The 12,493-nt window shown below is 47.6% G+C and carries 11 protein-coding genes and 1 tRNA gene; 4 read left to right on the top strand and 8 right to left on the bottom strand.

Annotated elements, in window-relative coordinates:
* Positions 1 to 405: 405 nt before the first annotated feature.
* The 4 genes from QZ942_RS02815 to QZ942_RS02800 form a co-directional block, all read right to left on the bottom strand.
* The gene (locus QZ942_RS02815; RefSeq protein ID WP_292993126.1) at positions 406 to 3,858 is read right to left on the bottom strand and encodes a hypothetical protein; all 3,453 of its coding nucleotides are present in this window, start codon (positions 3,856 to 3,858) and stop codon (positions 406 to 408) included.
* A 26-nt stretch (positions 3,859 to 3,884) separates the two neighbouring features.
* The gene (locus QZ942_RS02810) at positions 3,885 to 5,555 is read right to left on the bottom strand and encodes a hypothetical protein (RefSeq protein WP_292993125.1); all 1,671 of its coding nucleotides are present in this window, start codon (positions 5,553 to 5,555) and stop codon (positions 3,885 to 3,887) included.
* A 256-nt stretch (positions 5,556 to 5,811) separates the two neighbouring features.
* A complete protein-coding gene (locus tag QZ942_RS02805) occupies positions 5,812 to 6,807 on the bottom strand; it encodes an IS30 family transposase (protein ID WP_292993124.1) in 996 nt (331 codons plus the stop codon).
* Positions 6,808 to 7,638: 831 nt separating this feature from the next.
* On the bottom strand, positions 7,639 to 7,809 hold the full coding sequence (locus tag QZ942_RS02800; protein WP_292993123.1) for a hypothetical protein: 171 nt from the start codon (positions 7,807 to 7,809) through the stop codon (positions 7,639 to 7,641).
* Between the two features lie 180 nt (positions 7,810 to 7,989).
* On the opposite strand from QZ942_RS02800, the gene QZ942_RS02795 reads away from it, so the two are divergent.
* Genes QZ942_RS02795 through QZ942_RS02785 form a run of 3 tightly spaced genes read left to right on the top strand, consistent with a single transcriptional unit; the run spans position 7,990 to position 10,174 of the window.
* Positions 7,990 to 8,625: a protocatechuate 3,4-dioxygenase gene (locus QZ942_RS02795; RefSeq protein ID WP_292993122.1), complete on the top strand. Its 636-nt coding sequence runs from the start codon at positions 7,990 to 7,992 to the stop codon at positions 8,623 to 8,625.
* 3 nt (positions 8,626 to 8,628) lie between these two features.
* Positions 8,629 to 9,579: a thioredoxin-disulfide reductase gene (gene trxB, locus QZ942_RS02790; protein ID WP_292993121.1), complete on the top strand. Its 951-nt coding sequence runs from the start codon at positions 8,629 to 8,631 to the stop codon at positions 9,577 to 9,579.
* 46 nt (positions 9,580 to 9,625) lie between these two features.
* Positions 9,626 to 10,174, top strand: coding sequence for a Smr/MutS family protein (locus QZ942_RS02785; protein ID WP_292993120.1), 549 nt, complete (start codon positions 9,626 to 9,628; stop codon positions 10,172 to 10,174).
* A 20-nt stretch (positions 10,175 to 10,194) separates the two neighbouring features.
* Here the strand turns inward: QZ942_RS02785 and QZ942_RS02780 are convergent, their stop codons facing one another.
* The 4 genes from QZ942_RS02780 to QZ942_RS02765 form a co-directional block, all read right to left on the bottom strand.
* Positions 10,195 to 10,566 (bottom strand): TraR/DksA family transcriptional regulator, encoded by a 372-nt coding sequence (locus QZ942_RS02780; RefSeq protein ID WP_292993119.1) that lies wholly within the window; start codon positions 10,564 to 10,566, stop codon positions 10,195 to 10,197.
* Between the two features lie 103 nt (positions 10,567 to 10,669).
* Positions 10,670 to 11,203, bottom strand: a complete 534-nt coding sequence (locus QZ942_RS02775; RefSeq protein WP_292993118.1) for a peroxiredoxin — start codon at positions 11,201 to 11,203, stop codon at positions 10,670 to 10,672.
* Between the two features lie 22 nt (positions 11,204 to 11,225).
* The gene (locus tag QZ942_RS02770; protein WP_292993117.1) at positions 11,226 to 12,032 is read right to left on the bottom strand and encodes an MFS transporter; all 807 of its coding nucleotides are present in this window, start codon (positions 12,030 to 12,032) and stop codon (positions 11,226 to 11,228) included.
* Positions 12,001 to 12,387 carry a hypothetical protein gene (locus QZ942_RS02765; protein WP_292993116.1) on the bottom strand — a complete coding sequence of 129 codons (387 nt, stop codon included), beginning with the start codon at positions 12,385 to 12,387 and terminating at the stop codon, positions 12,001 to 12,003. Before QZ942_RS02765 ends, QZ942_RS02770 begins: the two co-directional genes overlap by 32 nt.
* Positions 12,388 to 12,417: 30 nt before the next feature.
* On the opposite strand from QZ942_RS02765, the gene QZ942_RS02760 reads away from it, so the two are divergent.
* Positions 12,418 to 12,493, top strand: a tRNA-Arg gene (locus QZ942_RS02760).

Here is a 12,493-nt window from a genome sequence, read left to right as displayed (position 1 = left end):
GACAGATTGAGTGATGCCGGATTGGCTCCAAAGGCCGTAATAGGAGCTGTCATGCGTAAACTGGCACATTTGATTTATGGGGTCATTAAATCAGAGCGGCCATTTGATGCAAACTTTAATCATTCAGGACTTGCAATTCAAGACGGTATCTGACCCCAGCGGCACGATTGAATTTTCTTATGAGGCGATTAAGGTAGAGTTTATGTTGCAGGCGGCTTAACGGGAATGTAGGAGTTCCTGGCGTCACTTCAATCTACAGCACTGAATCTCGGATGCGCAAGATTAATCGGGTTACTTACTTGGGCCGAAGTATACTCTCTGTTATAGACCCCGGATTGTCGTGGGTGTCCGGTTAGCGATGCTCTACCTATCATTCTATAGATTACGCCTTTCCGAATTGCAATCTCAATGTGCGACTTCATTAATTCCCCCAGCTACGGGCATTAGAATCCCATATGCGAGCATCAGCCCATATTGCACGTCGCATTCGATCACCTTAGCCGGGGAAGGTTCTGTCAGGGTAATCGGCAAATCCAACACGCCGCCGATGTTGAAGGCGAAGTTGCCTATCGATTCAGGGATAAGCGACTTATATGTAGTATCCCAATTGTCCTTATTCTCAACAATATTCATGATCACAGGAACATTCCAGACCAGGTTTATTACAGACTCCACACCCGAGGAGATTTTTGACGCGGCGTTTCCATCTGGCAGGGTGGCCAGCGGAATGTTGACAAACCCCTTCACGATGCTTATTCCCGTTAGCACATTGTTCATCTGCTGCCACCAGTTATCGGTTTTCGCATTGATAAGGGTTGCGATATTCGGGGAAACATACGCTACGTTCGCTATGGCATTCACGAGAGCCAAGGTTTTAGGGCGAGGAAGCGGATTATCAACCGTGGCTGTGCGTTGAATGGCTGTAACTACAATCAGTACGATGCTACCCACGAGCGCGAAAATTCCCGATACGAGTCCGAAGACTTTTAATTTCGCATCGACCAATACCAGGGAGTCATCTGCTACTGCTGCCAACATGGTTATGCTGGCGACATTAGCCATTGACTGTGATTTCAACATAACCTGAGTCGTCGCGGTAAAGAATTGGCTCCTGACTTGATCAAAGCTCGATGCAGCGAGCAGCCCATTGGTAAACGAATCATTTTTTGGAAATGGGGTTGCATCATGCGCAATCTTGTAGACGATGGTCGCCGGGATAGCGGCGATAAGGCAAATAAGATCCAGAAAAGAAAGGTCGTCACCTGTTAATTCTTTGTAAAGCCAGGAGATTACCGGTATGTCAATGGTGGCCGTCAGCAGATCCATAAAGCCCTCGGCTAACTGCACAAACACACTGATGACTGCATGCAATATATTTTCAGCGGTTTGCAACAAGGTATCCGCCACGATAGCGATAAATTTTTGGATGATCTGCGTCACCGAAAGGGAATCGAACTGGTCGATGATGTCGGCCTTTATCGCGTTATAAGCCGCGCTCAGGGTGGCTTCTTCGTTATCAAGCAAAGTCAGTAGGTCTTGGAAAATTCCCACGCCTATCGAAGGAGAGCTAAACGAAGAACTCGAACTTCCTGCGTTACCCTGATAATGGTGAATACCGAGCTGGGCCGGCGCGCTGTTCTGTCCGCTTAGAGGGGGATTGCTGCCACTTGTGCTGCTTGGCGTCTGGTTAAAGTTTGGAATATCCGCCCATTTATTGACATCATTTTGCAGGGCGGTAAAAACGGCGGTCACATCGGCGTCAAGTCCGCTTAAACTGTCGATACTGTGCTGAACCCACTGGGTGAACACATTTTTCATCACACGGTGTGTGATGAGTATGTCCTGAAAGCCGAACAAAAATTCGAGGAAAAGTATCAAATCCTCGATAGCGGTTTTGATCGCATTAAAGACCCAGACCGCAGCGGCCACAACTTTTTCCGCGACATTTAAAACCGCCGCATATACCTTCCCGTCAATAGTAGCTATAAAATGCCAAGTCTGCGTGGCTTCATCTTCTATGATTTGAATAACGGCTTCCACGCCGGATTCCAACCAGTGAAACAGATCCCCGGCATCAACCCATAGCGCATCAATTCCGCCAACATTCAAAGCTACGGGCCCAGTTAGGGAACCGCTTCCATGTGCAAGCAAAGTCAAATGACCGGAAGAACCGGATGGCGTGAGCGCGTTATAGGCATTGCCTAATTGCCCATTTGACGTAGCTACTGTTTGCAACTCCGCGTTCGATATAGAACTGCTGATCAAGGGACGGGTAGAGCCGTCCGCATTGGTGATGGTGGCGTTTTGTAGGCTGCTAACCGTATTTAGCTGCGCTATTTTTCCCATCGGCGTATTCATCGGATTCACCGTTGTGGTGTTGCCGCTGCTGTCCGAAACATTCAGCGTAGTTCCAGCAAGGCCGGTTATCCATTCCACCACAGTAATGCTGCCCAACACATCGGTGTTTATCTGGATTCCGGTGGAATCTATGACATAGTACAAGTGATTTATGTAAACGCCCGTTCTACTACTGGCGCTTATGGAGATAGACTCATTGGCAAGCGGCTGATTGTTCTCATCACTTACCTGAATCCTCGTCGTATACGAGCTATATTTTTGGGTATCGTTTGTATCCGGTGAAGGCAGCGTAATACATTGCGATGTCCAGATCGTGTTGCTGGTTGACTTTGTCAGCTTTTGCAATGTGCTCTCGGCCACCGCAAAGAAAGTATTGCCATCATCTACCCGATTAATATACGGAGAAAACAGGTCTACCCCGGTGAGTATCGGCAACGGGTAGCTCCATGCGGATGGCGAAGCGGTTTCCTGACCGACGGGACAGCTCGTATAGAAAATTTCGTCGTTTCCATTCAACCCCCAGACGATAGAGGCATTATTTGTCTGCGTGGCATACATTTTTCGTACGCCGTCAAACATCGTGTTTTGCGTCAGCAATACGCCGGTAGCGCCATCCGCCTGATTGCTGCTTGCAAAATAATAGAGCCCGCCACCGCTACAGGCATACAGATCCGTTGACATATCACTTTTGCGGCAAGAGGCGATACTGTCCGCAATCAAGTTGCCGGGAAGCTGTAGCCGCGCAACGGGTGCCGGTATCCTGGTGTTGAATACGTTGAAAAGCGGTTGAAAAGTAAACTGTGGATTACCGTCTACCTGGCCGCAAGTATACAGCCCATCTATTGTCGGCTGGTGCGGACTGTTAAGCAGATATTGGCGTCCCAAACAACTGGTATAGCTGTTCGCTTCCAAGTCTATCGCCACATCGTGCGGTTGCCAGACAGGCGTGCCCTGTGGGTTGATATAGTACCGGGAGATCAATTTTTCCGGGCTCGTCGGATCCCTTAAAATGTCAACCACAATATACTGCGTATTGTTGGCGGTTTCGCTCAGAAACACGCCAACTATGGTTATATTTTTTGTCGGGTTGTCGAACGGATATTGTATCCAGCAGGGCGTATTGACCCAACTGGTATCTACATTGGAATTGCCCAAGCACAGGAATAAATGATCGTTTGTGCCGTCATTTACCACCATTGCAAGCCCAATTGTCCCGTCAACCACATTTTGTCCCGCATCAAAGTTTTTGCAGGTCAACCCCGTTTGCCCCGGAAAGCTCTTTGCTATCTGATCCGAGCTAATATCCGTTTTTTCCCAACCCGTAGCGTGTCCTACGGATTCTTCCGTAACGTAAAAAACATTATCGGTGCCGATAGAGAATAAGAGCGAATTACCTGCGTTTGTTTGCAGGGCTTCAAACTTGTTCTCCGGCGACATCAATAGTGTTTGCTTATAATTTTTCATCAACTCGGTGGAAATGCTTATTTTTGGCGTACTCATGATTATTTCCTGGTTAGATTTTTTGTTTATTGATTGGGCTGCACATAAGAAATATGCGAAACCAAGTCCTGAGAATCAGAAAAACTGACATCCTTGAAGGTAAAGGTTTTGCCACCGGGGAATATGAATTGTTGAGCCACGTTTAGCGGCATGCTCTGGAAGCTGGTTTCATCAAAACCGCTTGCCCAACTGGCCACATCGTTAACCAGCTCGTTCAAGCCCGTAAATTGTTTGATAAACCAGTTCGTGCTGGGTGTCGGCTCCGAATTATCGACCGGTACGGAAACAAGGCCGGCGGTCAAGCCCCCTTTTCCGTCCATCGCTAAGGTATAGGTATCTGTAATTGTCTTGTTTATTGCGTTCCAGCCTTCCCCGGATTGGTAGCGCTGCACATGGGCATAGACCAATAATTGCTGACTTACAACAATGGTAGCGCCGGTAAATGTCACAGATGCGGTATACGTGGTTGACAGCTTCATCTCCCCCATATCGCCACCTGCACCCGCATCGTCCTCAGCGGTGGAACTGTATGAATAATTCAATACTGTCGCCCCGGTTGCCGGTGTTGTGATTGTCGGGGTTTGGTTCGCCGTCATTGACCAGTAATAGTGAATATTTTGGTCAAAGAAGCCGGAAATCGAGACCCGAACCCATGCCGCAAAACAATTCTGAGAAACATAGCTTGTCAATTGGTCTTCAAAATACTTGGCAAAGGTGTTTCTGTTTATCGAGATGACGCCGTCAAAACTCGACTCCTCGGATTGCTCGACCCAGTTCCAGGTAAAAGGCACCGCCGGGAGTAGGTTGTTGCCGTTTGTCTCGCACAGGTAACAAAGCGTATTCAGATCGTTGGTCGATGCGCCTGCCGGAGTATACGGGCTGACTTCCAGCTCCATTTTCGTGAGCTTTAACGTGGATGGGTCATTATCAGGCGTGTTCTGCACAATCGAATAATTCAGGATTGGCTGCTTATTCGTCTGCATCGCCTTGAAATAAGCACCTAAAAAGACTGTGGTTAATAGTGTGTATGCGGGGGTGCCCGAAGCTATTCCGCTTATAGTCGGCGTGGATTCGAGAGCCGCATTGTCCAAGTCGAAGAATAACTGCTGAACACTGAAGGCATCAGGCCCTAAATTGTTTAATTGGGCCTGAACGGCAGGAGGCAGGTTCGAGTTGTCGAAAATTTGCTTTAACGCGACGATCGAAGTAAAAATCCATGGGGTATTGGTCGGCTGCGAGGCGCTAAAAAAACTGGTGAAGCCGTGTCTGTCGAAGTGACAGGTAACTACGGTAAATTGGGCACAGATCAGGTTAAAAGTTACCGAGCTAGCCGCTTGGAGCGTTATGATGTCCGGGATGTCTTGTGGCGCTATGCCCGAGGGAATCCCGATGGCGGCTTCAAAGGCGAAATAGAAATTGCTGTTGTTGATATTTGTTATAGCGGGCGTCATCGGGTCGCCCTTATTCCAACTCGGAACCGTTAGAGGATCGGTGCCATTGGTTTGTTTCAGGAGATCGTCACGAGAAACAGCGACCGGGTCTCCCGTGGCATCTTGATTCCAATACATTTTCACAACCGGGAAAGTCGAATTATACAAATACTCCTTCATCGTCCCGTTGATAGATTCCTGTGTTGTTGCTACAACAAAATCGTACCCGTATTTGGCGTTTGATAGTTCTGATTTATTTGCGCTCATAAATTTACCTTCTCCGTTGGAATTTCAGCTTGTTAAAAAATGGATTAACCTAATTTCCTCAGTTGGAATTTAGGACAGAAATGGCCGTAATCTAATACTATCAATGATTCCAGGCCTAAAATGTTAACTGCTCCTCAGTTAAAGAACTGAAGTTTCACCGTTTTAAGATTACAAAAGTGCGCAGTGCTTATGGAGGGAAGATAATTTTGATAGGGTTTGCGCTATTTATAGCAAACCCCCATTAAATTACGCGGATTCAATTTCGAAGTGCAACGCCTAACGGTGATTTGGTGTAGCGAACCGTCTCTCCGAAGAATACCTCAAACGGGGTTCTGAATCCAAGCACTTTGCGTGGTCGATGGTTGAGTCTATCCACCGCCCATTGCACTTGTTCTTGGGTAACCTCAACCAATTCCATCCCCTTGGGGAAATACTGTCGCAATAGCCCATTGCTGTTCTCATTCAAGCCACGCTCCCATGAATGGTAGGGGTGGGCGAAATATACATCCGCATCGAGTTCCGCCGCGATGGTTTCATGCTCCGCAAACTCTTTCCCGTTGTCGAATGTCATGGTGTAGCACTTGCCTCTATGGGGGCGCAGTAGCCGCGTTACTGCCGCCGTCACACCCGATGCATGTTTGTCGGGCACTTGGGCTGCCAGAATGTAGCGCGACTTCCTCTCGGCCAATGTGACCAATGCGCCTCGGTGATTCTTGCCGATCACGGTGTCGCCCTCCCAGTCGCCTATGCGACTCTTCTGTTCCACGATCACCGGACGTTCGTCAATGCCGACCCGGTTCTTGATTGTGCCTCGGCGCTCTTGACCACTCGCGTAACGTTTCCTGCGCGGCTTCTGGCAGCGCAAGTGCCGACACAGGTCGCCACCACGGCGCTTATCTGCATAAATGTGCAAGTAGATCGATTCATGACTGATCTGCAGTCCGCCTTCCAGAGCAAGCCGCTGAGACGCTTGTTCCGGACTCATGTCCTGTCGAATCAATCGCTCGATTTCCGTCCACTCCAGCAATGAGTGACGCTGTGCATTGGCGCAATTCTTTTGACGCTCGTCCCGTAATTCCTGCGCCTGCTTGGGATGCCAACCACGTCGACCCTTGTTCCGTCTGAATTCCCGAGAAATCGTCGATTTGTGTACGACCAATTCATCCGCAATTTGCGATTGGTTCAAACCTGCCTTCTTCAAGCCAGAAATCTGGTATCGTTGCTCTCTGGTGAGCTGCTTGTAGTGCTTCATCTGTGCTCCTTTTACTTGGTCGTTTAAGTAGCTCCGATACTACCGCAGCTTGCCTATAAACTTCCTTACAAAAGTTGCACTTCAAAGTTGAATCCGCCTTATCTTTAAACGCAATTATTCACTTGATGGAAAAATATACAATTTTTCAATGAAATATGGCATGCGTCCGATATTACCACAAAATCAAAAGCGTGCGGAAACGGGGACAGGTCGCGAATTGAGAATATAGCCGATGAAATAAGCATGATTTTTTGTTTTGTGACTTTGCGGTGTGTGCGTTGAGGGTATTGGATTCGTGATTCGGTACTAGATCCCAGCGATGCAATGGCGCGCTAAAACTCAGACTCTAAAGTTTGCATTTTTTAGATATTTTTCCTTGCATCGGCCGCCTCGAATGCGCCTGCTCATGGAGATACTTGGTGTTCTTATTTTAAGAATTTTTCCTTTATTATCTGCGCAACTTTTAATCCTGCAAACAATGCAATTACAGAATAAAAAACAACTTCTATCATATTAGCCATTATCTAGATATCTCATGTCAATTTATATAGGCTTCATTTTATACTAAAGAACATTCTTTGAAAAAAATCTGCTTCGAAAAAGCATGAGGGCTGGTCGCGGATTGAGAATATAGCTGATGGATTAAGTATAATTTTTGTTTTGTGACTTTGTGGTATACGCGTTGCCGGTATTGGATTCGTGATTCGGTTCCCGAACCTAATGTCTAACGGTACGAAAAAAGAATATTACCATCGATTTTCATGTCTGCTAAATTGCGAAGCAACTCATCTGTAATCGATTCACCCGATGGCGTGCCATCGTCTTTAGAGCCTATAAATAAAATACCCGGTTGATTGTGATTGGGCAAATCGTTCGCGAAAGCGCGTATTGCCTGTCGCGTTCTTTTGGGGACATCCCCTTAAAAGATTGTTTTTCTCCGACAAGATCAGACTCAATATGATTGAGTAGTGCTTCAAGCTCTTGATCGGCAAATTGCTTCATTATGTTTTTTCTATTCCAGATCTGAACGAACATCTAGCAAAGTCATCAAAAAAGTGATGGATTAGAAAAACCTGGATCAATTGTTGATTCTGAACAACTTGAGCATATTTCTCATTAAGTAATTAATAGTTATGAATTTATCGTACTAAAAACTACATGAAAAATGTTTCCAGAAGAAAATTGATTCAATTAAGCCTTTTAGGCAGCGTGATCAGTGTACTTGGCAGCCGTAGCTTTGCTAAAGCATTAGCGCTGATACCTACGCCGGATGAGACAGAAGGGCCGTTCTATCCGGTAAAAGATCAAAATGATAAAGATGCCGATTTAACTCAAATTGAGGGTCATAAGGGTGTTGCGCAGGGCCAATACATTATCGTCAGTGGCCAAGTTACGGATGTTACCGGACGCCCGGTTGAAAATGTAACGCTGGATATCTGGCAGGCCGATGCCAACGGCCGTTACCATCATCCGCGTGATCCCAACAAAGCTCATCTGGATGAAAACTTCCAGGGATGGGCGCTCATTCAAACTGATGACAATGGTGTCTTCCGCTTTAAAACCGTGATGCCCGGCGCTTATCCAGCCAGCGGAACTTGGATTAGGCCGCCGCATATCCATTTGAAAATCTCAAAACAGGGTTATCGCGCACTGACGACACAAATGTATTTTCCCGGTGAGAAACTTAACAAAACCGATTTATTGCTGAACGCGAAATCCGCAACGGAGAAATCCGCGATGATTGCCAAGAATATCAGCCAGCAAGGAAATTTGCCCATTTACGAGTACAATATCGTTCTCGATTTACTTCGCAACTAAATTATGACAACCAAACACAGTGCATTGCTTATTCTGGGTTCCGGCCCTGCTGGCTATACCGCTGCGGTCTATGCCGCGCGCGCCAATCTGAATCCGGTCGTGATCACCGGGCTGGCTCAAGGCGGGCAATTGATGACAACGACCGATGTGGACAACTGGCCGGCGGATGCGATGGGCGTGCAAGGTCCGGAATTAATGGAGCGGTTTCAGAAACATGCCGAGCGTTTTCAGACCGAAATCATTTTTGATCATATTCATACTGCAAAACTGACTGAAAAACCGGTTACGTTAATCGGTGATCAAGGCACCTATACCTGTGATGCGCTCATCATCGCCACCGGCGCCTCAGCTCAGTATCTGGGTTTACCTTCAGAAGAAGCATTTATGGGACGGGGCGTATCCGGTTGCGCAACCTGTGATGGCTTCTTTTATAAAGGACAGGATGTCGCCGTGATTGGCGGCGGCAATACCGCAGTGGAAGAAGCGCTCTATCTGGCCAATATCGCACGCAGTGTGACGGTAGTTCACCGGCGTGAACAGTTCCGGTCGGAAAAAATTCTGATTGATAAATTGATGGAAAAAACCCGCACCGGCAATATTAAATTGGCGTTGAATCACGTGCTGGATGAAGTGCTGGGCGATCAATCCGGCGTTACCGGCATGCGCATTAAAAGCACGAAGGATGATTCCACGCAAACGATCGATTTGCAGGGTGTTTTCATCGCTATCGGTCATAAACCCAATACCGATATTTTTACCGGACAATTGCAAATGGAAAATGGCTATATTGTTACGCATAGCGGCGGTCAGGGTAATGCGACGGCGACCAGCATCCCTGGCGTATTTGCCGCGGGCGATGTGCAGGATCACATCTATCGTCAGGCTGTAACCAGCGCTGCCAGTGGTTGTATGGCGGCATTGGATGCAGAGAAATATCTCGACAATCTGAAGTAAATCATAAATCGGAGACCAAGCCACAGCGAGTCAACGATGTAATTGAATGGCTAAAAAAGATTCTGCCAAGGATGAAGACGAAATGGCGTTATTTCACGCAGCAATGCGGGATGTTGCGCCATTACCTGCCACAGACAAGCTCGCCCCTAGCAGTTCAAAAATCCCTCCGATTCCCCGGAAAGAAAAGTACCCTGAACAAGCTGTCACTGAAGATACCCTTTCAGATCATATCGCCATGGAAATTGAAGCGGGAGATGAATGGTCGTATCTGCGGCCGGGCATGTCACATCAGACACTGCGGCGTTTACGGCGTGGCTACTGGGGAATCCAGGATAATCTGGATTTACACGGTTTCACACGTGACGAAGCAAGACAGGAGTTAAGCGCTTTTCTGAGTATGTGTGCGCAAAGAAAATATCGCTGCGTCCGTGTCATTCATGGCAAAGGATTGAGTTCAAAAAACCGCGAGCCGGTTTTGAAAATCCGAATTGGGAATTGGTTGATGCAGCGTGCTGATGTTCTGGCTTTTTGCCAAGCCAAACCAGAAGACGGCGGTGGCGGCGCTATTCTGATTCTGCTCAAAGTCAGTGCATAAATTTGAGGAATAGTCCGTGTTTATAACGAAGGATTGGATTCTTTCGGAAAAGACTTTTCATATTGGCTCTGGCATTCAATGCAACGCTGCGCGGATGGATACGCCAGCAACCGCTCAAACCCGATTGCATCGCCGCAATCAATACAATCACCGAACTCCAGCTCACTCAAGTACTTGAGGGACATATCCAATTCGCGCATTTCGTTAATCTGCCGGTCAACCAGCGCCGTATCGACGTCATCGGGAATATTGTTTAAATACTCCATCAGATCAAAATCACGAATATCTTTGGTGTGCGCCAACTCGTTGCGAATATCTTCCTGCAAATCCAAATAGCGTTTGTGTAATGCAGATTTAAGTTGTGTCAATTGATCTTCAGTAAAATTTGCCATCCTGTACCCTCTTCAGTGAAATCTCATGCATATTGTATGAAATGGAAAATCAATCTTTGATGGAAGTCAACAGAACATCAATCCATTGAAATCCTGTTATCGGTTATACCGCTTGCAATTGCTTTAAATCTTTGATCACTTCTGCAGAATTTCGTGCCGCGCTTGCCGACAGATAAACGCGCGCAATCTTCCCTTGCGGATCGATCAGGAATGTATTGCGTCTGGCAAATTTAACAACGCCCAGGTGAATCAGGGAATGGTAGCGTGCTGTAGTTTCTGCTGCGGTATCTGCCAGAAGCGGGAATTGCAGATGATATTTTTTAGCAAAATCAGCGTGACTGTTCGTATTATCCACACTGACGCCAATCACCTCCGCACCTAAATCCGTCAGTTCCTGAAGGCCGTCACGAAAGGTACAAGCTTGTTTGGTGCATCCGGGCGTATCGTCTTTCGGATAAAAATACAACGCCAGCCATTTTCCGTGAAAATCAGCCAACGTATGCATTTTTCCATGCTGGTCCGTCAATTTAAAATCAGGCGCAGATTGCCCCACTTCGAGTGATTTTTTATTCGTGGAAAAAAACCAGAACATGAACCCCAATGCAAACACCGACAAGATAATAGTTAACCATTCCATGATACTTATTCGTCCTTATTCGTTATAGTGATGCCGCACCGGCCAAGCCCATAGCCGTAATAATACGATTGCCAGCAGCGCTAACAGGCTGGCAAACAAAAATGCCGCTGACCAGATGATACCAGCCAAAGGCCGTGCCACGCTCATCGGGTGATGCATAATCACTGATCAAGGCTCGCTCCGCGCCTTCGCTCAATCCTATCAACAGGCCATAGAAAATACTCACCATCCACAACCCGCTGCTGGTAGTTACCTGGCCTAATGCCAGAAACGATACCGCAAGCGCTGACCAGCCAATCAGAATCAAAACACCGCGTCCGAAATGATCCGCCAATTGCCCGCCTTGCGTGGAAGTGATGGCCTTGGCAAGATTCAGCGCCGCCCATAACAACAGTAATTCAACCACGCCAATACCTAATTCATGACCGAATAACAAAATAAAAGTTTCAGAAGCGCGCGCAAACGTGAACAGCATCAATACCCATAAATAACGCTGCATTGGCGCAGACAAAGCAGACCAGCGCAGCGGTGAAAGGGTTCGCGACAATTCTGTTTGCTGAATTGGATCGCTTTTCTCATCTTTCACACCTACGCCCAACAACGCAACCGCGACAAAACCCGGAGCCGCCGACCACAGAATCACTTCGCTTAAACTTAAATCCGACCACGCCAGTATAGCCGCCGCTGTCAATGCACCAGCAACCGCACCAGCATTATCCAGCGCGCGATGGAAACCAAACGCATAGCCACGGATATGCGGTGGTGTCGCATCGGCCACCATTGCATCGCGCGGTGCGCTACGGTAACCCCTTACCGATACGATCAACACTGCGCAGCAGCAATACGGTGACCCAGGAGCCAGCCAACCCAAGCAACGGACGCGCCAGATTGGAAAGCATATAACCCGACAGCGCCAGCCCTTTACGCCGCCCGCTCATCACATCGGAATGCCGCCCCGCCCACAATTTCAGAAAACAGGCCAGCGCATCCGCAACTCCTTCAATCAATCCCAGCGCAATGGGGCCTGCAGACAGCACAGTCGCTAACAAGATCGGGATCAGCGGCACAACAATATCCGAAGCAAAATCATTGAAAAAACTGACCAATCCGAGAACAATCACTGTTCTAGGTAGTTGTCTTGAAACGACTGGTTGCGCAGGATTCGTCTGATCAGGCTTATTCATCGTGTGATATTAGCGTAAAATACCAAGTTCGCCCTGGTAGCTCAGTGGATAGAGCAACCCCCTCCTAAGGGGTAGGTCGGACGTTCGATTCGTCTTCAGGGCGCCA

The organism is Nitrosomonas sp. (assembly GCF_021731985.1).
Classification (GTDB): Bacteria; Pseudomonadota; Gammaproteobacteria; order Burkholderiales; family Nitrosomonadaceae; genus Nitrosomonas.
The sequence above is the reverse complement of the archived record's forward strand: the minus strand, read 5'-3'. Positions and strand labels throughout refer to the sequence as shown.